Below are 23,166 nucleotides of genomic sequence, written 5' to 3'. Positions count from 1 at the left end.
GATATGAGGTACAATAAAATATTCATGGCATTCTTTGCTGCGCTGTTTATAAGTTCTTGTTCGGGTGATTTTTTAGATAAAGAACCTACCCAGAATGCCTCTGAAGAACAAGTTCAGGAATTACTGAAAAATGATCCTACAAAAATTCAAGCATATATAACCGGTTATTACCGTAATCTCTTTGATCCTGAATCAGGGGCTAGTCATGATGATTTTGGGCTGAAGGCAATTGAACTTGCTACTGATTTAATGGGAAGCGACATGGCCTACTATAACTCTCATTTTTTTGTCTATGATTACAATTGGGATAATAGAGGCTCTGGATATCGTAGACCGACTCAGACTTGGCAGCAGTTGTATGCCGTAATCAGTGGCGCAAATACTGTTATATCTTCTCTAAAACCGAAGGAAGGAGAATCTATTTCTACGGAGATTGAATACATGTTGGGTCAGAGTTATACCGTGAGGGCTTATGCTTATTTTTGGCTGGTTAATATGTTTCAGCAGCCTTATCAATGGAATAAAGATAAGTTAGGTATACCTCTTTATACTGAAGATCAAACACGTCTTGAGAGGTGTTCTGTAAGCGATGTTTATGCTCAGATCTTATCAGATATTGATAAAGGATACAATTATTTAAAAGGCAAAGGAATTGCTAAGAAAAGTGAGTTGAATGAGTTTGCGGCTGCAGCTATATATGCAAATGTATTAGCTTTTGTCAGCGATGAGCCCAATCAATGGCAGAAAGTTGCGCAATATGCTGAACTTGCTATTGCTGGTGGCACGCTTATGAATAGTACTGAATTGTTATCTGGACTCAATAATATAAATCTAAGTGAAGTTCTGTGGGGGGCAGATATTGATTCTGAATCAAATACTTTCTATGCTTCATTTATGAGCCATATGGATCCTTATAGTCCAGGTTACGGAGGTGATTTAGGAAATTATAAAATGATAGCAAGTGATTTGTATGATAAAATTAGTGATACCGATATTCGTAAAAAATGGTTTGGAGTAGATCTAGCTGAATCAAATGCATTGTATAAATACTCAGCCTATGTTCAAAAGAAATTTATAGATGTAGGTTCGCAAGGTGGAGATGTGTTTAGTTCTGACTACATTTATTTACGTACTGGTGAAATGTATTTTTTGGAGGCAGAGGCGTTATTTATGGCTGGAGATGAAAGCGGCGCCAAAGCTAAATTGAGCTCAATAATGCTGACTCGCGATCCTCAATATAGTGTTACGGTATCTGGCGATGCTTTGTTAGATGAAATTAAGCTTCAAAAAAGAATAGAAATGTGGGGTGAAGGTCGTCGCTTGCTTGATATGAAAAGAAGAGCAGAACCTTTAGATAGAACTCAAGGCATTAACCATAGGCCCACTGTTTTAAAAACAGCTGGAGCTAATGATTACAGAATGATTTATTTAATTCCTGATAAGGAACTAAATGCAAACTCTGAGATTACTGAACAAAATCCCTAAATGGAGTCATCCGTTTGGTCGGAAATTTTAAACTATTATTCAATCACTTAACATACTATTGAGAGATTGCTTAACGGGCTGTTTTAATAAAAAATAGTAAAGGTTACCCAAGTTTGCATTGCTTAATGCATTCTTGGGTAATTCTTTGTTCGCCCAGCATGTGTATATTCTAATGGGTGTAAATCCCTAACGCAGCCTAATAGCGGCAAGCGTATAGCTAAAGACAAGGGTGTCCATTGTGAGATGGAATCTGGAGGAAGTCGGCGGCAAATATCTGGCCTGACGTACAGAAACTTGATATAAAGGCTTAAGAGTGTGGATAAGATTGCAAAACAAATCAAAGTCCAATAGCTATTGGGAACACTCAAAGTAAATCAAGCGGGTATAAGATGGAAAGAATACATTCTTAACTGGGGAGATCTTATAGACGACACTCTGATGAGTGAAGTAGTAACAACGAACTATGAGAAGTCAGCAGAAGTCATAGTAACAGAGAAAGGATGTATTCGACAACTCTGTGAAGGACCGCACTTTACTTTAAACAAGTACTATTACATTATTACTTATGAAAGAAGAAATGCAGAAAACAACTCAAGTTGGCTACCTTCGGATAGATAGGACGGAATCGGAAAGGTATGAAGGAGCGCAGACTTTTCTGGAGATAATAGGTGAAAACCTTGTGGAAGTGCAACCAAGTACTACCAATTTGTTGGAGCAACTCCTAAGTAGTGACAATCTAAACGAAGCTTATCGTCAAGTTGTATGCAACGGAGGTGCAGGAGGTGTCGATAAGATGGAGACGAGCGAACTGTTACCATACCTTAAACTCCATAAAGATGAATTGTTAGCCAGTGTCCTGTCGGGTAAATACCGACCAAGTCCTGTTCGTAGGGTAGAGATACCTAAGGATAACGGAAAGAAGCGCCAACTCGGTATACCCAACGTAGTAGACCGCTTCCTCCAACAAGCGATAAGCCAAATCCTCATCCCCATCTATGAATCCCAGTTCAGTGACAATAGCTTTGGCTTTCGTCCTAATCGCAGCGCCCATGATGCTCTGAAAAGAATCCAAGAATATGCGGATAATGGTTGCCATTATTGTGTAAACCTTGATTTGGAGCGTTTCTTCGACACGGTGAACCATAGCAAACTGATCGAGGTAATTTCACGCACGATTAAAGATGGTCGTGTTGTCTCTTTGATACACAAATACCTCAATGCGGGTGTTATGGTAAGGCAAACGTTTGAAGAAGCAAAGAAGGTGTACCTCAAGGCGGTCCTTCAAGTCCAATCCTAAGTAACATACTCTTGAATGAACTGGATAAGGAGTTGGAGCAGCGAGGTCACCCATTTGTGCGCTATGCAGACGATTGTTTAATCATGGTTAAGAGTAAACGTGCCACCGAACGTGTTCGAGATAGTGTTTGCGACTTTGTGGAAAAGAAATTATTCTTGCAAGTCAATAAAGAGAAAACTATCACAGGCTCTTTGTCAGGGAAGAAGTATCTGGGTTATTCGTTTTACTGAAGGAGAGATAGCATGTGTGGTCTTTGTGCTCACTCCACCAGTCGAGATAAGTTCAAACGAACCTTGAAACAGATAACCAATCGCAGTAATGGGAAAGGGTATAAATGGCTTAAGTCTCGCCTTACTGAGTATATCCGTGGGTGGGTTACATATTACAGATTGGCCGATATGAAATCATTTATAGTCTCAACCGACCAATGGTATCATAGACGGCTACGAATGTATATATGGAAGAGTTGGAAACGTGTGAGAACCCGAGGTGTGAATCTCATGAAGTGTGGTATCTCTAGATATAACTCATGGAGGTGGGCAAATACTCGCCTTGGCTATTGGAGAATATCAAACAGCCGCATACTCACCGCTGCATTTACTGATAAAAGACTTGATGCTGCGGGTTATCCTAGAATTATGAACATTTATATGAGGTTGCATCGTAAATAAAGAACCGCCGTATGCCGAACGGCACGTACGGTGGTGTGAGAGGTCGAAAGTTAAAGTAGGAGAAAACTACTTTAATTTTCTCCTACTTGATTTGTTACCGTATTGTTTCTGAAACTAGATATTTTTGAGGTAGATTTAGGTACAGAAAAACTGATTTGTTTTGGCATTAACAAAAAATGTTTATCTTCGCAATTATAAATCTTAAATTATTGAATTATGAAATCATTCTTATTTTTACCATTCTTTTTGGTGTTGAGCTTACTGTGTAATGCGCAGAATCATGAAGTATATACTATTGATAATTGTATGCTTTATGATAATTCGTTTAAAACGATGCGTTATGAACCGGCTATAGAAGCGGTTTTTTATCAGTGGACACCGCTAACATCTAACTTCACATTTGAGAATATGACTGCAAGGTCTATAACAATTTCGGCCCCTAAAAATACTGTAGTAAAGTTCAAGTACTATGCTAGATACTATAATGGCGATGAACTGACATTAATTGTAACAGGTATTACTCAGAAAGAAAATAGTGGTGGTGGAGGGCATACTGATTTGCCTAGCGAACCGAGTATTCCTGAAGACTAATTTTATAAAGGATGTCTCAAGGTATATTGCTTCCTGAAAGTTAGCGTTATGAATTCTCCATATGCAATGAGTCCGGTTTGTGCCGGGCTCATTGCTTTTTGTATATTTAATCCTCCGCCACTGTTGCATAGCGGTAATTTCCCCTAGATATTACAAAGTAGTATTTAATGTATATTTTGGATTTATGCGATTGATATGCCTCATACATGTTTATCTATTATCATTAAAGGTAAAATTAACATATTATTTGATTGACGGTATGATTATAATTAATCGTATATTAGTTATATATTACTTTTTATAGTACTTATTATACATATTTATTCGTTTAATATTTGTTTTTATGCTCGCTTATTTGTTGGCAATATTAGCTTTTTATTTGATTTTATGTGGGGCTTTTATTGTTAATTTGAATCATTTTGCTATTTAAATCGTATTTTTGTTATCAAAAGTTTGCAGATGAATATTTTATTTATAGTTTTGCAAAATGTTAGAGAGTAGTAATTGTTTTTAAAGGTTAAATTTAAGAGAGAATTTATGAAAAGAAAACTAATGTTGTTATTGACCTGCCTTTTTGTAGGTATTGGTCTGGTAACAGCCCAAACGCAACGGGTAACTGGTAACGTTACTTCAGAGGAAGATGGGCTGCCGGTAGTTGGAGCGTCTGTTTTGGTTAAGGGGACCACTGTGGGTACCATAACAGACATCGATGGTAATTTTACGTTGTCTAGTGTACCGGCTTCTGCAAAGGTGTTGCAGGTGTCGTACATTGGCATGCAATCGCAAGAGGTTGCTATTAAACCTTCTGTGAAGATTATTTTGAAAAATGATGCTAAAGCGCTCGATGAAGTGGTTGTAACTGCATTGGGCATCAGTCGCGAGAAAAAGTCATTGGGCTACTCCGTTTCTGAAGTAAAAGGTGACGAGTTGCTGAAATCACGCGGTGGCGTGAGCAATCCTGTCAACGCTTTGCAAGGTAAAGTGGCTGGTTTGCAAATAGCGGGCGGTTCCGGAAATATGGGAGGATCATCAAAGGTGTTAATCCGTGGTGTAAGCTCGCTATCTGGTAATAACCAACCCTTATTTATAATTGACGGTGTACCTATTGAGGGAGGTGACTATAACTCTGCTGATACACAAAGAGGTGCGGGTGGTTATGATTACGGAAACTTGATTCAAGATATCAATCCTGACGACATAGAGAGCTTATCTGTGCTGAAAGGTGCTAATGCTTCGGCTCTTTATGGCTCTCGTGCTAGTAACGGTGTAATCATGATTACAACCAAAAAAGGCAAAAAGGGTGAAGGTTATGGAGTTACATTCAGTTCTTCTGTAGGATTTGAAGTAGTCAACAAATTGCCCCAAATGCAGAAGTTGTATGGTGGTGGTTACGGATCCAAATTCAAACAAGTTACAATAAACGGTAAAGCCTATAATTATCCTGATTATGCAACAGATGAGAGCTGGGGACTAAATACGAAGGGCAATCAGTTCTTAGTTGGTATGATTTAGCAAAATGGGAAGCAGGGGGCAAAGTTGGTGATCCAACAACATCGATTTGGCAAGCACCGAAACATGATATAGAAGATTTCTTTGAAACAGGTGTTTCATTCGCTAATAGTATCTCTATCACTCAAGCTACTGATAGAGCTTCAGTTCGTTTGTCATATACCAATACAGATTTGAAAGGGTATATGCCTAACAGTTCGATGAAGAAAAACGTGTTCAATATTTCTGCATCAACCGTAAGTGCCGATAAAAAGCTGGAAGTATTTACTAACTTGACTTACTTCAACTCAGCAGCCAAAGGACGTTCGGAAACAGGTTATGCTGACAATAACGTCATGCAGAAGTTTGTGCAATGGGGGCATCGTGAACTGGATATGACAGAGCTAAAGGATATGTATATTATGCCCGATGGAACTCAGGCTACATGGAATCGTTCAGGATGGAATGATCCTACACCTGCTTATAGCAATAACCCATATTGGAGTAGATACAAAAATTATCAGAATGATACGCGTAATCGTGTTTACGGTAACGTAGGTGCTAGTTATCAGATTACTGATTATCTGAAAGCGCAGTACAAGGTAAATTTGGATTTCTTTGTTGATAAGCAATTTGAAAGAAATGCAGTTTACTCTCAGGAGCAATCAAAATACAAAGAGATTTCTCGCCAGCAATATGAATTGAACAATGAATTTATGTTGATGTTCAATAAATCTTTTGGGGACTATTCTGTTACTGCCAATGCAGGTGCCAACCTCATGAAGCGTAACTATGAATATGTTTTTGGGGAAACGGTTGGCGGATTGGCTATTGCTGACTTTTACAACTTGAAAAATTCTATTTCATCTCCGACTTCAGAGAATAAACGTGAAAAGAAAGCAACCAATTCATTATTTGGTAATGTGAGCGTGGGTTGGAAGAGCATGATGTATTTGGAAGGGTCATTAAGAAATGACTGGTCATCTGCATTACCCGATGGTAACAACTCTTATATCTATCCTTCTGTGACCGGTAGCTTTATATTTTCAGAACTACTAAAAGAGGATTTTGAATGGTTGAACTTTGGTAAAATCAGGTTGGGTTATGCTGAAGTAGGAAATGACACCGATCCTTATAGAATTATAGATACTTATACTCAATATACCAATGTTGACTCTTCTACACCGGGTTACATTATGAGTACCGAGTTGAAGAATGCTGATTTGAAGCCCGAAAGAACAAGCTCTTTTGAGGTAGGTTTGGAAATGAACTTTTTAAATAATCGCTTAGGCTTTGAAGCTACTTATTACTATGCTAAAACCAAGAATCAGATTATTCCTTTAAGCGTATCGGGTTCAACGGGTTACTTAACAAGAGTAATCAATGCGGGTTTGATTGAAAATAAAGGTATTGAATTGGCTTTCCATGCTACTCCGCTTAAGCTGGCTGATTTTGAATGGAGCACTTCTTTGACTTTAGCATCTAATAAAAATAAAGTGAAGGAACTTTTAGATGGTGTTGACTATTATCGTTTGGCTAATGCTCCTTTCAAGGTAGAAGTTGGTGCTAGAGTGAATGAAGCTTATGGTGTAATCATGGGTACTAATTTCGTTTATGATGAAAATGGTAACAAGGTTATTGATGAAGAAGGTAACTATGCAGCAACCAATGGAAATGAGAAATTGGGAAGTATTTATCCTGATTTTACAGGTGGTTGGACTAATACCTTCAAATATAAGAATTTTGATTTGGGCGTTTTGCTTGATTTCTCAAAAGGTGGTAAATTCTTCTCTACTTCTTATATGTGGGGTATGTACTCTGGTATGCTCGAAGAATCTGCAGCCAATAATATTCGTGAAGACGGTATTATTCTTGATGGTGTGCAGGAAGATGGTAGTAAGAATACTGTGAAGATTAGTGGACAGACTTACGGTGAAAGTCACTATTCGGGACCTGCAGCACAGAATGTGTTCAAGTCAGATTACATTAAATTACGCGAAATCAATGTAGGCTATTCATTCCCAATGAGTAAAAGTGCATTCATTAAGTCTCTTCGCTTGGCTGCTTACGGACGTAACTTAGCTGTGTGGGGACCTGATACCAAACACTTTGATCCGGAAGCAATCGTAACAGGATCCGGTAATGTTCAGGGTATTGAAGGTGCTGCGTTACCTGGAGTTGCAAGTTTCGGGTTCAACGTAAGTGTGAAATTTTAATTTATAGGAGATTACATTATGAGAAAAAAAATATATAAATTCTTTGTTGTAGCTGCATTGTCTTTAATCGTTTCTTCGTGTGAAGATTTGCAAGTTACCAACGTAGATGGCAATAACCCCGATGAGGTGCCTTCACACATGTTGATGAGTGGCACTGAAAAGAAAATAATGGATTATGTATACGACAACTGGTTCAGCGGTCGTCAATGTTTGGTGTACAGCCAGTATTGGGCTCAACGTAATTACACAGAAGAAGATAGATATCAGATTCGCGAAAGTGTAAATAACAGCTATTTTAATGTGCTTTATACGTTGATTGCCGACTTAGATGAGGTGATCAAATTGAACACGGATGAGTCTACGGCAAACGTATCTGCTCTTTATGGTGCCAATCAGAATCAAATCGCTGCCGCCAGAATTTTGAAGGCGTGGTTGTATAGTGTCATGGTAGATACTTGGGGAAGTATTCCTTATTCAGAAGCAGGACAGTTGAAAGATGGTCTTTATTATCCTAAATATGATGACGCAAAAGTAATCTATGCTGATTTGATTAAGGAGTTGACCGAGGCTGCTGCGATGATTGATGTGTCGAAGAAAGCATTTAATAGCGGTGACATGATTTTTAGCGGTAGCTCAGCTAAGTGGAAAAAATTTGCTAATTCATTGAAGTGCCGTTTGGCGTTGCATACCTCTAAAGTAGATCCTAACTGGAAAACATATATTGCTGAAGCATTGGCGAGCGGTGTATTTGAAAGTAATAGCGATAATGCTTTGTACCATTATTCTTCTACGGCTCCTGAATATAGTAAATTCTATGAAGGCTTTTATATTGACGCCAGAAATGACTTCACGATATCACGTCCTTTTATGGATATCTTGAAAGGACAGGCTGATACGCTAAATGTGAAATCTCATCCTTGGGCAGGCGTTCAGGACCCTCGTATTGCTATTTATACAGGTGGACCCAGGACTGTTGATGCCGAAAATGATTCAACTTTGGTTGGCAACAAATATTATAAGAATGGTGATTACTACATTGGAGTTCCTTACGGAATTGCAAGTGCTGATATGAATTCTGATTTCCGTAATATTGCTCCTAATATTTATGCAGCTCAACCGGTAGTACTTAAAGATAATTTCCCTGTTCCGTTGATGACGTATGCTGAATTGATGTTTATCATTTCGGAATACAAAGGTTTCTCTGAGGCTGAATACAAGGCTGGCGTTAAAGCTTCTGTTGAATACTGGAGTGACTTAGCCGGAGAAAGTGTACCTAGCGACCTCGATGCTTACGTTACTGAAGTTAGCAAGAATGTAAACGCTGAAACCGTAGCGCTCCAGAAATACATTGATTTATATATGAACGGAACAGAAGCTTGGGTAGAATATCGTCGTACTGGTTATCCTACTCAGTTGCTCAAGCCCGGACAGAAATCTGTTATTGTAGCTACTAAGATAGATCCTGTAACTAAGAAAATACTAGAAGAGTCAGCGTTGACGTTCTCTCCGCTTTCTGACGTAAAGGGTGATATCATTTCACGCGTGAAGTATCCTACAAATGAAAGTACGCTGAACGGCGAGAGCTTTAATGCAGCTGTGGCAAAATTGACTGATGGTACCAATAACTATTATACCAAAATGTTTTGGGATGCTCGTACCACTACCAATCCGCATCCGGCAAATAAATAAGAGTTTTAAACTATAGAATAAAATAACGGAGGTATCCTTTAGGGTATCTCCGTTTGTTTATTTATATATTTAGTAAACATATCTCTAAAAATAACTATATTTGCTCCCATTAATAAAAAAAGATTGGGTAGTATATATGAAAGAATTTGTAATTTCCGAAGCACAGGCCGAGACCGCCGTATTGGTTGCATTAATCACGCAAAGCCAGGATGAGCGGAAAACGAATGAATATCTCGATGAACTGGCATTTCTGGCTGAGACAGCCGGAGCGGATGTGGTGAAGAAGTTTACTCAGCGCCTTGATATGGCCAACTCGGTAACGTATGTAGGAAAGGGAAAGCTTCAGGAGATTAAAGACTATGTGACTGAAAATGAAGTGGGAATGGTCATCTTTGATGATGAACTTTCTGCTAAACAGATTAGAAATATTGAAGGAGAATTGCAGGTGAAAATATTAGACCGTACTTCTCTGATTCTGGATATTTTTGCCATGCGTGCTCAAACGGCTCATGCCAAAACACAAGTGGAACTGGCGCAATACAAGTATATGTTGCCACGTTTGACTCGTTTGTGGACGCACCTTGAAAGGCAGGGAGGCGGTTCAGGTGGCGGAAAGGGTGGTTCTGTGGGGCTTCGCGGACCGGGTGAAACGCAGCTCGAAATGGACCGTCGTATCATTCTAGGCCGTATGTCTCTCCTCAAAGGTCAGCTGGCAGATATTGATAAGCAAAAGGCTACGCAACGCAAGAACCGTGGCAGTATGATTCGTGTAGCATTGGTTGGATATACCAATGTGGGTAAGTCTACCTTGATGAATTTACTTTCGAAGAGCGATGTGTTTGCTGAGAATAAACTTTTTGCGACGCTGGACACAACTGTGCGAAAGGTGATTATTGAAAATTTGCCCTTCTTGCTCTCAGATACGGTAGGATTCATACGCAAACTGCCAACAGACTTGGTTGAATCGTTCAAATCGACTTTGGACGAGGTGCGTGAAGCTGATTTATTGCTGCACGTGGTAGACATTTCTCACCCGGGCTTTGAAGAACAAATTGAAATTGTGAACAAAACACTTGCTGATATTGGCGGTGCCGGGAAACCGTGCATTCTTATATTTAACAAGATTGATGCTTATACGTACGTGGAGAAAGCTCCCGACGACCTTACCCCCAGAACCAAAGATAACTTAACACTCGAAGAACTAATGAATACGTGGATGGCGAAGATGGAAGATAATTGTCTTTTTATCTCTGCTCGCGAGAAAGTCAATATGGAGGAGTTCAAGAGTGTAGTTTATAACAGAGTGAAAGCTCTGCACGTGCAACGTTTTCCGTATAACGATTTTCTTTATCAGACGTATGATAAAGATGAGGAAATAGAATGAAAATTTATCGGAAGCTGACTGAAGATGAGGTGCTTCAGTTGAAAAGTCAGTCGTGTGTGGCCGACAATTGGGGGGATATTGAGGTGTCAGAGGGGTTTGATACGAAACACGTACACCATACCCGCTTCTCGGGTTTAGTGAAACTAGGCATTTTTCGCTCTTGTTTCTCACTGCCCGGAGGCATTAAAAAACATGCGGGACTTAGGCATGTGACTCTCCACAATGTAACTGTGGGTGATAACTGTTGCATTGAAAATATTCAGAATTACATTGCCAATTATGATATTGGCGATGATGCATTTATCGAGAATGTTGATATCATTGTGGTCGACAAAGTTTCGAAGTTTGGGAATGGCGTGGAAGTTGCCGTTCTCAATGAAACAGGAGGGCGTGAGGTGCTTATTAATGATAAGTTGTCGGCTCATCAGGCTTATGTAATGGCTTTGTATCGACACCGTCCCGAATTGGTTAACCGCATGAGGCAGATTACGGATCATTATTCAAACAAGCATGCATCAGATAGAGGGTATATCGGTAACCGGGTAATGATTCTTAATACGGGATCAGTAAAGAATGTGAAGGTGGGCGATTGTTGCCGCATAGAGGGTACGTGCCGGCTGGAAAACGGTAGTATCAATAGCAATGAGATGGCGCCGGTGCACATTGGCTACGGAGTGATTTGCGAGGATTTTATCATATCTTCCGGTTCTCATGTAGATGACGGTACCATGTTAAGCCGTTGTTTCGTGGGACAGGCTTGTCAGCTTGGACACAATTATTCTGCTTCGGATTCTCTGTTCTTCAGTAATTGTCAAGGAGAGAACGGAGAGGCATGTGCCATTTTTGCCGGGCCGTTTACCGTTACTCATCATAAATCGACCTTGCTCATTGCGGGTATGTTCTCGTTTATGAATGCGGGTTCGGGTTCTAACCAGAGTAATCACATGTATAAACTGGGACCGATTCATCAGGGAACGATGGAGCGTGGAGCTAAAACAACGTCGGATTCTTACATCTTGTGGCCGGCAAAGGTAGGAGCGTTCTCGCTTGTAATGGGGCGCCACGTGAATCATTCCGATACATCGAATCTTCCCTTTTCTTACCTGATAGAACAGGGAAATACCACGTACCTGGTGCCGGGTGTTAACCTCCGAAGTGTGGGCACGATTCGCGATGCGCAGAAATGGCCTAAACGTGACAAACGAAAGGATGCTAATAAGTTGGATTGCATTAATTATAATTTGCTTAGCCCGTATACCATTCAAAAGATGTTCAAAGGCCGTTCGGTATTGAAGGATCTGAAAAGGGTGTCGGGTGAAACATCAGAACTCTACTCGTATCAAAGTGCGAAAATAAAGAATTCATCCTTGAATGGTGGTATCAAATATTACGAGATTGCCATACACAAATTTTTGGGAAACTCCATCATCAAACGTCTCGAAGGGCTTAACTTCCTTAATAACGAGGAAATAAGACAACGCTTGAAACCCGACACGGAAATCGGACTGGGTGAGTGGGTGGATGTATCGGGTTTAATTGCTCCCAAAAGTGAAATTGATAAGTTGTTGTGTGACATTGAATGTGGCAGAGTCAACACGCTGAAAGAAATCAATGCGCGCTTTGAAGATATGCACAGGAACTATTATACGTATGAGTGGACATGGGCATATAACAAAATACAAGAGTTTTATGGATTTGACACGGAAACAATTACGGCTGCAGATGTGATTCGGATTGTGGAGGTGTGGAAGGAGTCTGTTATAGGTCTAGACCGCATGGTGTATGATGATGCCCGCAAGGAGTTCTCGCTTTCTTCCATGACAGGTTTTGGTGCCGACGGAACTCAGGATGAACGCAAGCTCGACTTTGAGCAGGTTCGCGGTGATTTTGAAAGTAATCCGTTTGTTACAGCTGTGCTCAAACACATTGATGAGAAAACGGCATTGGGCAATGAACTCATTAATCGAATAGGAAAGTTGGCGTAACTGTTATAAGTGTTCCGACTTGGTTTTTACCTATAAATAAAAGAGAATTATAGTTATTTCTCTTTTATTTATAGGTTTTTTTATGCCTTTTGCACAGAACTATTCTTTGTTATAAAACGGGATAAAATAGCGTATTTCTCTACTAATTGGTTTTTCTGTTCCTTTTTACTTACTTATGTCTATTGTCTCCTCTTTTGGCTTTTCTTTTAATTTATTTGCATCTGTGAAACTGGTATTTATTGGTATATTGATGTTTTATTATGCTTTTATTTGAATTTTGTCTTTTAAAAACGATATTTTATTGATAAAATTATGCTATTCATGGTTTTATTTATTTAATATGTATATATTTGCACTTGTGAAATATAGACTTATTTTTCTAAATTTAAACTGTTTTTATGAAAAAAAGATTGTTTTTGTCTTTAGTTTGCCTACTCATGGGCATAGGCTTAACGATTGCTCAGAATTCAACGAAGATAACAGGAGTTGTTGTTTCAGAGGATGATGGAGAACCGGTGATCGGAGCTACGGTTTTAATAAAGGGGACTACTCTAGGTACTATTACTGATGTTGATGGAAATTTTAGTTTTACAACCTACCCCCAAGGTGCAAAAATATTGCAAGTTTCTTATATCGGAATGCAGAAACAGGAGGTTGCAATAAAGCCTGGTGTCATCAGAGTAAGAATGAAAGCTGATACCAAGATGCTTGACGAAGTAGTGGTAACTGGTATGCAAAAGATGGATAAACGTCTCTTTACCGGCGCTACTAGTAAATTGGATGCTAGTAATGTGAAAATGGATGGTTTGCCTGAAATCAGCCGTGCTTTGGAAGGTCGTGCCTCGGGTGTATCTGTGCAGAATGTATCGGGGACTTTTGGTACTGCTCCTAAAATACGAGTTCGTGGTGCAACATCAATTTATGGTAGTTCAAAACCACTTTGGGTTGTTGATGGGGTCATTATGGAAGATGTGACAGAAGTTGATGCGGATGATCTTTCTTCCGGAAATGCGGAAACACTTATCTCTTCTGCTGTTGCAGGTTTAAATGCCGATGATATAGAAAGTTTTCAAATTTTAAAAGATGGATCCGCTACTTCTATTTACGGTGCTCGTGCTATGGCTGGTGTGATTGTTATTACGACAAAAAAAGGAAAGGCCGGAACTAATCGCATTAGTTATACTGGTGAATTTACTATGCGTATGAAACCCAGTTATAGTAATTTCAATATAATGAACTCACAAGAACAAATGGGTATTTATAAAGAGATGGAAGCAGCCGGCTATTTAACTTTGGCCGGAACTTATCGCGCAGCTGATAGTGGTGTATATGGCAAAATGTATCATTTGATCAATGATTATAATCCGGCTACCGGGGGATATGCATTGCAAAATACAGAAACTGCAAGAAATAATTATTTGCGGGAGGCGGAATATAGGAATACTGATTGGTTTGATGAACTGTTTACAAATAGTATCTCTCAAAATCATGCAATTAGTTTGTCTACTGGCACAGAAAAGGCCTCATACTATACATCAATTAGTTTTATGGATGATCCGGGATGGAGCCAACAAAGTAATGTGCAACGTTTTACTGGAAATATAAATGCTTTGTATCATATATCAAAGAAAGTGGATTTGAATTTAATATCAAATGCTTCTTATCGTAAACAAAAGGCTCCCGGAACATTGGGGTCAAGTGTGGATGTTGTGAGCGGAGAAGTAAAACGTGATTTTGATATTAACCCTTATTCTTATGCGTTAAATACATCACGAACACTTGATCCGAAGGCTTATTATGTTCGTAATTATGCGCCGTTTAATATTGTGAATGAGTTGGCCAATAATTATATGGATCTGAATGTGTTGGATACAAAGTTTCAAGGTGAATTAAAATTCAGGCCTTTTACTAAACTGGAGTTGTCTGCCTTAGGTGCATATAAATATTCGTCAACTTCGCAATCCCACTATGTGAAAGATGAATCTAACCAAGCATGGGCATATAGAGCCATGGATGACGCTACAATGAGAGATGCAAACCCATGGTTATATACAGACCCAGATGTCGCCAATTCTTTGCCTGTAAGTGTTTTGCCTGTCGGCGGATTTTACAAGGAAACAAAATATGATATGAGGAGTTGGGATTTCCGTGCAACATTTAGTTATAATGATGTTTTTAAAGAAGATCATATTTTTAATATGTTTGGCGGTATGGAGTTGAACTCAACGGATAGAACTCAAAAATGGTTTAATGGGGTTGGTATGCAGTATGAAATGGGCATGTTACCTGCTTACAGCTATTTGTTTTTCAAACAAGGAAATGAAGAGAACGGACAATATTATACAGTATCGGATACCAGACTGCGATCAGCTGCTTTTTTTAGTACGGTAACTTATTCTTATAAAGGGCGTTACACAATCAATGGAACTGCTCGTTACGAGGGGACAAATAAATTAGGTAAATCAACAAGTGCTCGTTGGTTGCCAACTTGGAATATTTCGGGCGCTTGGAATGCGCACGAGGAAAAATTCTGGGAAAGTGTAAAATCTACTATTTCAAACTTAACTCTTAAAGCCTCTTATTCATTGACTGCAGACAGAGGCCCTAATAATGTTACTAACTCTTTGGCTGTGATTGAAAGTTATAACCCATGGCGACCTTTTTCTTCTGTTAAAGAATCTGGGCTGCAAATCAAAGATTTAGAGAATAGTGAACTGACTTATGAGAAAAAGCACGAATTGAATATTGGCGCTGAAATTGGTTTTCTTAATAATCGAATAAATGTTGCCGCGGACTGGTATACGCGTAATAATTATGATCTGATAGGACAAATTAATACATTAGGAGTAGGTGGGCAGACAACAAAATTTGCGAATGTTGCCAGCATGAAATCTCATGGTATTGAGCTTACTTTGTCAACTAAAAATATTAAAACAGATGATTTCACATGGAACTCTGATTTCATATTTTCTCATTCAAAAAACAAAGTTACTGACCTGCAGTCAGATAGTCGTATAATTGATTTGATTTCAGGTACTGGATTTGCAATGGAAGGATATCCTGTACGCTCACTTTTTTCTATTGATTTTCAAGGGTTGAATAAATATGGTCTACCTACATTTATTAATGAGAATGGAGACTTGACAACTAGTGATCTTAATTTTCAAGAAAGGCTGAAGAAGGATTACTTAGTATATGAAGGACCAACTGATCCTACAATGACAGGTAGTTTTGGCAATATTTTTGGGTACAAAGGCTTTAAACTGAATTTTTTTATAACTTATTCTTTTGGAAACGTAGTTAGGCTAGATCCAGTTTTCAAGAATGAATACGATGATTTAAACGCAATGCCCAAAGAATTCAAAAACAGATGGACTTTACCTGGTGAAGAAGAGAAGACCAATATACCGGTTATTGCTGACAGATGGATGAATCAACAAGATACGCAATTGAATTATGCGTACAACGCTTATAATTATTCTACTGCTCGAGTTGCCGATGGTGATTTTATTCGTATGAAAGAGATTTCTTTGGCTTATGATTTTCCTCATAAATGGATTAAACCATGGAAGTTAAACAATGTATCGTTAAAGCTTCAGGCGACTAATCTTTTTCTGATTTATGCAGATAAAAAATTGAATGGGCAAGATCCTGAGTTTTTCAATACGGGAGGTGTAGCTTCTCCTGTACCTAAGCAATTTACTTTAACACTTAGACTAGGACTTTAAAATTAAGAATTATGAAAAAGAAAAATATTTTATATTATATATCTTTATTAGGTCTTTTGATGTTTTCGTCTTGTTCTGATTTTCTGGATACAATGCCTGATAACCGAACTGAAATTGACTCAAAGGCAAAGATTACGTCTTTATTAGTCTCTGCTTATCCTACAAGTTTGCCAGTGATGGCATATGAACTATCTTCAGACAACACGGTTGATAATGGATCTCAATATGACCCTTTTTGGAAGGAGATTAAATCAATGTATTTATGGCAGGATGTGAAAGAAGTGGATAATGATAATCCTTCGGGAATATGGGATGCTTGCTACATTGCTGCTGCAGCTGCAAATCAGGCTTTAAAGGCTATTGAGGAACAAGGTAGCCCGGCTAGTCTTAATCCGCAAAAAGGAGAAGCTTTGTTATGTAGAGCATACGCACATTTTGTGTTGGCTAATACTTTTTGTATGCCATACAATCCTACTACGGCATCTAAGGACCTGGGCATTCCTTTTTCGTCTGCACCCGAAACCAAACCTGTGGTGGATTATGAAAGAGGAACGATGGAAGCTCTTTATAAAAAGATTGCAACTGATATTGAAGAGGGATTGCCTTTGATAGATGATGATATTTATTCTGTTCCCAGATATCATTTCAATAAGAAAGCTGCTTATGCTTTTGCTACTCGTTTTTATCTGTTTTATACGCAAGCTGACAAGTCAAACTACAAACGTGCTATTGAGTGCGCAAATGCGGTGTTAGGAACTGGTAGTCCCACAAGGGTATTGCGCGACTGGGCCGGAATCAATGCGCTGTCTACTGATCTTGAGCTCAGAGGGAATGCTTATATATCAGCTTCTGAACAGAGTAACCTATTATTGAATCCTATTTATTCGGTATGGGGATATGCTCATGGACCTTATGAATCAAGAAATAAGCGTTATGGTAATTCCTCAGGTTTATTTTCGAAGGAGGGTCCTCAGGCTAATGGTCCTTGGGGGGCATACAGTAATCTTCGTGTGACGAGTAATAACGTGTTCGGGCTTATACAAAAAAGGTATATTCCAAAAATGTTAGCTTATTTTGAGTATACGGATAAGGCTGCAGGAATTGGTTTTTTGCATTTGGTGGTCCCAGTATTTACAACAGATGAAACGCTGTTATGTAGAGCAGAAGCCTACATTTTAAGTGAACAATATGGAAAAGCCGTAACGGATATTAATGATTGGTTGAAAACGCATGTTGTTAATTATACAGCGAAAACACAAGATGACTTGGCTGAATTTTATAATAAAATAAGCTATATGCCTACATCGGTTATTAGCGATAGCCAACGTACAATAAAGAAAAAACTAAATCCTCAAGGATTTACTGTTTCCGAGGGTGTTCAAGAGAACTTGATTCAATGCATATTGCACCTGCGTAGAATTGAAACTGTGCACGAAGGCTTGCGCTGGCTTGATGTAAAACGTTATGGAATTGAGATTGCTCATAACAGATCAGGGGAATCTGATGATGTTTTGTTAAAAGATGACCCTAGGCGTGCCATACAATTGCCGCAAGATGTAATTGCAGCCGGGCTTGAGGCTAACCCAAGATAATAAATAAGGAGGATTTTATTATGATAAAAAATAGATTATATATTTTAATTATAGCAGCTGCATCGTTTATGTTTGTATCATGCAGTGATAGTGATGATTTAAGTTCTGACAGTATCTTTAAAGATACGGAAGAAGTTCAAAATGAATTTGATAAGTGGTTGGTTACTAATTACACATACCCTTATAACATCCAGTTTAATTATAGATATGATAGTAATGAAACTGATTTAGGATACGGAGTTGTTCCTGCGGATTATAGTAAATCAATTTTACTCGCCAAGACGATTAAATTCTTGTGGATAGATTCCTATAATGAATTAATGGGGCGGGATTTTCTTCGCCAATATACACCTCGGCTAATTCAATTGATAGGTTCACCTCAGTATAATGAAGATGGTAGTGTAGTATTGGGTAGTGCAGAAGGAGGAATGAAGATTATTCTAACAAATGTAAATTCGTTAGATCCTGAAAATCTTGATTTGGACTTCGTAAAAGAATATTATATTAAGACCATGTTTCACGAATTTGCTCACATACTACATCAAACGAAGAATTTCTCAACTGTATTTAATACAATCTCCAATGACTATCAGGGTCCGAGCTGGGTCAATGTGGGAGACTACATGAATTCAGGAAGCACTGAAGCGTTGGAGATGGGATATGTCAGTGCCTATGCATCATCAGCAGTTCAGGAAGATTTTGTAGAAACATTATCTATTTATGTTGTTTATGGGAACGATTATTGGGTTGAGTTATTAGATAATGCCGGAGAATCGGGTGCTGACAAAATTCAGGAGAAGTTAGAGCTTGTGAAAGAATATCTCAGAGAAAAATGGGCTATTGACATCGATGAACTTCAACATATAGTGCAAAGAAGGTTGAATGAGATTCAATACATGGATTTAGAGTCACTTAATTAAAAGAGGAACAATTTATGAAAAAACAGATATTACTGATTATTTGCGTATTGAGCACGTTGGTATCGTGTTCATTAAGTAATGAAGAAAATATATTTGATGAATCTTCTGCAAATAGGCTTACTGCAGAACTCAAACTGAGTAAGGCGCTGTTGATTGGCCCTAAAAACGGATGGCTAATGGAATATTATCCTGCCGGTACATCAACTCTCGTTGGCGGATATAACATCTTTGCAGCTTTTTCGGAAGATGGCAACGTAACGATTTCTAGTGAAATAGCTGGTAACGAAGATAAAGTTGAAAGTCTTTATTCATTGAAACAAAGTGCTGGTCCGGTTCTTTCTTTTGACTCACACAATGAGATAATGCACTTCTTTAGTGATCCATTGAATGGCATTGGGGGGGACTTTGAATTTACAATAATGACTGCTTCGCAGGATAAGATTGTACTTAGTGGTAAAAGAACGAATTCTATCGTGGTAATGACTCCCGTAAAGGAAGAGGTGAAATGGAGTGACTATTTAGCAGAAGTAAAATCTATAAAAGAACATGCATTTCTTGGTACGTATAACTTGATAATAAATGATGTTGTTGTGACTCTTGCGGAGCAGAATTATAATACGTTGAGTTTTTCTTATACGAGTGAAGATGAAACCATCATCTCTAAGGTGATTCCTTTTATATACACTCCTACCGGAATTAAGCTTATGGAGCCATTTACACTAAATGGTGTCACCATGGAAAACTTTATTTATGATGATAGTGATATTTCTTTCAAATGTTCAGATATAGGAGTGAGTGTAAAGTTAGTTGGGGTTTATCCTGCAGGTTATAAATTTTATGAAGAGATAGAAGGTTCTTATAAGTATGGTGATACAAAGACAGTGCAAATTATTGCGAATGATGACAATAGCACTTATACAATAAAAGGATTATCTACTCGATATGACATTCAGGCAAAGTATGTAAGAAAAACTGGATCTATTTCGATTCAATTTCAGTATTTAGGGGTATATTCTACTTACAATATGTATCTGTGTCCTTGGGATAGTGTTGAAGGATATTTAACTTGGGCGTCAGGGTCTGGGCTTGACGGGGTGAATAATACAACAGAGCCTTTTACCATTAGTTTTGTAGACAATGGAGTTTATGGAAGTGCTGACTCATTTTTGGTTTACGCATTTTCAGGAACACCCTCATCTAGTACTACGGTGGGAACGTTGGAAAGAATACCTACTCCAAAATTAATTAAAATTGATTAATACATAATAGTATGAGAAAAATACATAAAATATGGACCTTATTTTCCGTAGTATGTTTATTAGTGGCATGCGATGGAGACAATGATTATACATATAAAATGCCCGAAACATTGAATGTAGTGAGTTCCAACCTTTATTTCAAATCAGCGGGAGGAACTGGAAAAGTAATGATTGAAACGGATAAAGCAATTAAAGCAACGTCAACTGTAAAGTGGTGTACTCTTCAGGTTGAAGGTGGCGTTATAACTGCTACAGTATCTGAAAATACATCAAGGGAAAGTAGAGATGGGGTTGTGACTTTAACAGATGGGATTCTTAGTACGGAACTTTCTCTGCATCAGGAAGGTTTGGCTTTAGAAATTATTGCTGATGATTTTGATAATATATTTTCTAACGAAGGAGGCACTACTTCTTTGACTATCTCAAGTACCTCACCTTATGCATTTAGTATTCCGGAGTATGCGCAGGCATGGCTTTCTGTGCATGAAGAAAATGGAACTGTAGTGTTTACTTGTGCCGCAAATGCAACAGGATCACCGCGAGCAGCCAATGTAGTCTTTAAGGTTGGTGATATGACTGAAAATCTTTATATCGCACAATACGAAGAAGCAGATATACTAACCACGTGGAAAGCCCAATATACTGATGCTGATGGTAAGTTGGTTGAAACAACTGCTAAAGTGACTAAAGATGAAAGTGAAAATGTAACTTTGTCACTCTATGTTCCATCAATGGAGCAAGATTATGATTTTGGTTGCACTTATGGTGATGGCGTATTAGATATAAAGATAGGAGCTGCATTGGGCATGTTTTCTTCCTACTATTTGTATAGCGTTGCGCTAGCTACTGATGAGTCTGTTTCATGGAATTCGTCGATAACGTATGTTGGTAGTGGTATTAGTAGTGATGCGGGAGATTTTATATTCGCTTTTGATGACGATGATAGTTGGAGTGGCAAAACAATTAACGGAGTTGGAGTTTGGGCATTTAAGAGTACTACTTTAAGTAGTGCTAATAGCTTGGGCTATTTGGAGTTAATTTCAGATTTGAAGTTATATAAGTAAATGAGCTTTATTGATGAATTAGATGTAAGAAAGGGAGGCAGAAAGCCTCCTTTTTTTATATTTAGTATGCTTTGTTTTCTGCATGGAAACAGCTAACTTTGCCTCACTAACTAACATTACGTAATAAATTAAAGATATGGCAACACCTCCGTTTAAGTATCAGGCTCCGTTTCCTACGGGAAAGGATACTACTGAGTATTATTTGCTGACAAAGGATTATGTGTCGGTAAGTGAATTTGAAGGGAAAGAAATTTTGAAAGTTGAGGCTGAAGGGCTTACGCAAATGGCAAATGCGGCTTTTCGCGATGTATCATTCTTGTTGCGTCCCGAACACCAAAAGCAGGTAGCTAAGATTTTGTCGGACCCCGAAGCTAGTGAAAATGATAAATATGTGGCGCTCACTTTTTTGCGCAATGCTGAGGTTTCAGCTAAGGGCAAGCTACCTTTCTGCCAAGATACCGGTACGGCTATCATTGTAGGGAAAAAAGGTCAGCAGGTGTGGACTGAGGGCTGCGATGAAGAAGCTCTATCCAAAGGTGTATATAAAACATATACAGAAGAAAATCTTCGTTATTCTCAAAATGTACCTCTGGATATGTACAATGAGAAGAACACGGGCTGCAACTTACCTGCACAGATTGATTTGTATGCTGTTCAGGGGGCCGAATATAAATTCCTTTGCATTGCTAAGGGGGGAGGATCGGCCAACAAAACGTATTTGTTTCAGGAAACAAAGGCTTTGCTGAATCCGGATACACTGGTGCCTTACTTGGTTGAAAAGATGAAAACGCTAGGTACGGCTGCTTGTCCTCCTTATCACATTGCTTTTGTGATTGGTGGTACTTCTGCCGAAACAAACCTGAAAACAGTAAAATTGGCTTCTGCTAAGTATTATGACTCACTTCCTACAGAAGGAAATGAAGGCGGACAAGCTTTCCGTGATGTGGAACTAGAAAAGAAAGTATTACTGGAAGCTCAGAAGATGGGATTGGGTGCGCAGTTTGGTGGCAAATATTTTGCACACGATATCCGCATTGTTCGTTTGCCTCGTCACGGTGCTTCTTGTCCGGTAGGAATGGGCGTTTCTTGTTCTGCCGACCGTAACATTAAGTGCAAAATCAATAAGGATGGTATCTGGGTTGAGAAGCTGGAAGATAATCCTGCAAAATATATTCCGGAAGAGCTGCGTGAAGCGGGCGAGGGTGAAGCTGTAAAAATTAACCTGAACCAACCAATGGCTGAGATCCTGAAAGAGTTATCTAAGTATCCGGTAGCTACGCGTTTATCACTCAACGGTACAATCATTGTGGGACGTGACATTGCTCACGCTAAGCTGAAAGAACGTTTAGACAGAGGTGAAGATTTGCCACAGTACGTGAAGGATCATCCTATTTATTATGCCGGTCCGGCTAAGACGCCTAATGGCATGGCTTGCGGTTCTATGGGACCTACAACTGCCGGACGTATGGATTCTTACGTTGATTTGTTCCAAAGCCGTGGCGGTAGCATGATTATGTTGGCTAAGGGTAATCGTAGTCAGCAGGTAACTGATGCTTGCAAGAAGCACGGTGGTTTCTATTTGGGAAGCATTGGCGGTCCGGCTGCGATCTTGGCTCAGAACAATATCAAGAGTATTGAATGCGTAGAGTATCCGGAATTGGGAATGGAAGCCATCTGGAAGATTGAGGTGGAAAATTTCCCTGCATTTATCTTGGTTGATGATAAAGGAAACGACTTCTTCAAACAGATTAAACCGGTTTGTGTAAGTGGTGACTGCAAGTAAAATCACACATTAAT

Annotated in this window: 14 protein-coding genes and 1 pseudogene; all 15 read left to right on the top strand. The window is 38.8% G+C overall.

All coding sequences use genetic code 11. From position 1 onward, the window contains the following. Window positions 1–3: 3 nt before the first annotated feature. The 15 genes and pseudogenes from ACKPCE_RS02180 to ACKPCE_RS02110 all read left to right on the top strand — a co-directional run bounded on the left by ACKPCE_RS02180 (window position 4) and on the right by ACKPCE_RS02110 (window position 23,152). Window positions 4–1,485 (top strand): RagB/SusD family nutrient uptake outer membrane protein, encoded by a 1,482-nt coding sequence (locus tag ACKPCE_RS02180; protein ID WP_319504031.1) that lies wholly within the window; start codon window positions 4–6, stop codon window positions 1,483–1,485. 565 nt (window positions 1,486–2,050) lie between these two features. Continuing rightward, window positions 2,051–3,012 (top strand): annotated as a pseudogene (gene ltrA, locus ACKPCE_RS02175) (group II intron reverse transcriptase/maturase). Between the two features lie 12 nt (window positions 3,013–3,024). Next, the gene (locus ACKPCE_RS02170) at window positions 3,025–3,453 is read left to right on the top strand and encodes a group II intron maturase-specific domain-containing protein (protein ID WP_407654943.1); all 429 of its coding nucleotides are present in this window, start codon (window positions 3,025–3,027) and stop codon (window positions 3,451–3,453) included. Window positions 3,454–3,669: 216 nt separating this feature from the next. After that, the gene (locus tag ACKPCE_RS02165) at window positions 3,670–4,044 is read left to right on the top strand and encodes a hypothetical protein (protein WP_319504030.1); all 375 of its coding nucleotides are present in this window, start codon (window positions 3,670–3,672) and stop codon (window positions 4,042–4,044) included. A 537-nt stretch (window positions 4,045–4,581) separates the two neighbouring features. Next, entirely contained in the window at window positions 4,582–5,556 is a 975-nt protein-coding gene (locus ACKPCE_RS02160) for a carboxypeptidase-like regulatory domain-containing protein (protein ID WP_319504029.1), read from the top strand. 197 nt (window positions 5,557–5,753) lie between these two features. Further along, window positions 5,754–7,748, top strand: coding sequence for a SusC/RagA family TonB-linked outer membrane protein (locus tag ACKPCE_RS02155; protein ID WP_319504028.1), 1,995 nt, complete (start codon window positions 5,754–5,756; stop codon window positions 7,746–7,748). A gap of 18 nt (window positions 7,749–7,766) precedes the next feature. Next, complete coding sequence (locus ACKPCE_RS02150) at window positions 7,767–9,437, top strand: SusD/RagB family nutrient-binding outer membrane lipoprotein (protein WP_319504027.1); 1,671 nt, start codon at window positions 7,767–7,769, stop codon at window positions 9,435–9,437. Window positions 9,438–9,573: 136 nt separating this feature from the next. Continuing rightward, on the top strand, window positions 9,574–10,821 hold the full coding sequence (hflX, locus tag ACKPCE_RS02145) for a GTPase HflX (protein ID WP_024995847.1): 1,248 nt from the start codon (window positions 9,574–9,576) through the stop codon (window positions 10,819–10,821). Then, window positions 10,818–12,806, top strand: coding sequence for a DUF4954 family protein (locus tag ACKPCE_RS02140; protein ID WP_308764485.1), 1,989 nt, complete (start codon window positions 10,818–10,820; stop codon window positions 12,804–12,806). Before hflX ends, ACKPCE_RS02140 begins: the two co-directional genes overlap by 4 nt. A 398-nt stretch (window positions 12,807–13,204) precedes the next feature. Beyond that, entirely contained in the window at window positions 13,205–16,534 is a 3,330-nt protein-coding gene (locus tag ACKPCE_RS02135) for a SusC/RagA family TonB-linked outer membrane protein (RefSeq protein WP_319504026.1), read from the top strand. Window positions 16,535–16,545: 11 nt separating this feature from the next. Then, window positions 16,546–18,126, top strand: a complete 1,581-nt coding sequence (locus ACKPCE_RS02130; protein WP_319504025.1) for a RagB/SusD family nutrient uptake outer membrane protein — start codon at window positions 16,546–16,548, stop codon at window positions 18,124–18,126. A gap of 20 nt (window positions 18,127–18,146) precedes the next feature. Beyond that, window positions 18,147–19,046, top strand: a complete 900-nt coding sequence (locus ACKPCE_RS02125) for a zinc-binding metallopeptidase (RefSeq protein WP_319504024.1) — start codon at window positions 18,147–18,149, stop codon at window positions 19,044–19,046. A gap of 14 nt (window positions 19,047–19,060) precedes the next feature. Next, window positions 19,061–20,305 carry a DUF4302 domain-containing protein gene (locus ACKPCE_RS02120; protein WP_319504023.1) on the top strand — a complete coding sequence of 415 codons (1,245 nt, stop codon included), beginning with the start codon at window positions 19,061–19,063 and terminating at the stop codon, window positions 20,303–20,305. Window positions 20,306–20,316: 11 nt separating this feature from the next. After that, complete coding sequence (locus ACKPCE_RS02115; protein WP_319504022.1) at window positions 20,317–21,369, top strand: BACON domain-containing protein; 1,053 nt, start codon at window positions 20,317–20,319, stop codon at window positions 21,367–21,369. 136 nt (window positions 21,370–21,505) lie between these two features. After that, window positions 21,506–23,152 carry a fumarate hydratase gene (locus ACKPCE_RS02110; protein ID WP_024995849.1) on the top strand — a complete coding sequence of 549 codons (1,647 nt, stop codon included), beginning with the start codon at window positions 21,506–21,508 and terminating at the stop codon, window positions 23,150–23,152. The last annotated feature ends 14 nt before the right edge of the window (window positions 23,153–23,166 follow it).

It is taken from the genome of Bacteroides graminisolvens, from assembly GCF_963666085.1.
GTDB lineage: Bacteria > Bacteroidota > Bacteroidia > Bacteroidales > Bacteroidaceae > Bacteroides > Bacteroides graminisolvens.
This window is presented reverse-complemented; position numbering and strand designations above follow the sequence as displayed.

What these genes read in the sequence shown, in the direction of transcription:
- ACKPCE_RS02180 (WP_319504031.1), top strand. Translation starts at nt 4, where the DNA reads ATGAGGTACAATAAAATATTCATGGCATTCTTTGCTGCGCTGTTTATA.
- hflX (WP_024995847.1), top strand. Translation starts at nt 9,574, where the DNA reads ATGAAAGAATTTGTAATTTCCGAAGCACAGGCCGAGACCGCCGTATTG.
- ACKPCE_RS02110 (WP_024995849.1), top strand. Translation starts at nt 21,506, where the DNA reads ATGGCAACACCTCCGTTTAAGTATCAGGCTCCGTTTCCTACGGGAAAG.
- ACKPCE_RS02125 (WP_319504024.1), top strand. Translation starts at nt 18,147, where the DNA reads ATGATAAAAAATAGATTATATATTTTAATTATAGCAGCTGCATCGTTT.
- ACKPCE_RS02140 (WP_308764485.1), top strand. Translation starts at nt 10,818, where the DNA reads ATGAAAATTTATCGGAAGCTGACTGAAGATGAGGTGCTTCAGTTGAAA.
- ACKPCE_RS02115 (WP_319504022.1), top strand. Translation starts at nt 20,317, where the DNA reads ATGAGAAAAATACATAAAATATGGACCTTATTTTCCGTAGTATGTTTA.
- ACKPCE_RS02150 (WP_319504027.1), top strand. Translation starts at nt 7,767, where the DNA reads ATGAGAAAAAAAATATATAAATTCTTTGTTGTAGCTGCATTGTCTTTA.
- ACKPCE_RS02130 (WP_319504025.1), top strand. Translation starts at nt 16,546, where the DNA reads ATGAAAAAGAAAAATATTTTATATTATATATCTTTATTAGGTCTTTTG.
- ACKPCE_RS02155 (WP_319504028.1), top strand. Translation starts at nt 5,754, where the DNA reads ATGAAGAAAAACGTGTTCAATATTTCTGCATCAACCGTAAGTGCCGAT.
- ACKPCE_RS02160 (WP_319504029.1), top strand. Translation starts at nt 4,582, where the DNA reads ATGAAAAGAAAACTAATGTTGTTATTGACCTGCCTTTTTGTAGGTATT.
- ACKPCE_RS02135 (WP_319504026.1), top strand. Translation starts at nt 13,205, where the DNA reads ATGAAAAAAAGATTGTTTTTGTCTTTAGTTTGCCTACTCATGGGCATA.
- ACKPCE_RS02170 (WP_407654943.1), top strand. Translation starts at nt 3,025, where the DNA reads ATGTGTGGTCTTTGTGCTCACTCCACCAGTCGAGATAAGTTCAAACGA.
- ACKPCE_RS02165 (WP_319504030.1), top strand. Translation starts at nt 3,670, where the DNA reads ATGAAATCATTCTTATTTTTACCATTCTTTTTGGTGTTGAGCTTACTG.
- ACKPCE_RS02120 (WP_319504023.1), top strand. Translation starts at nt 19,061, where the DNA reads ATGAAAAAACAGATATTACTGATTATTTGCGTATTGAGCACGTTGGTA.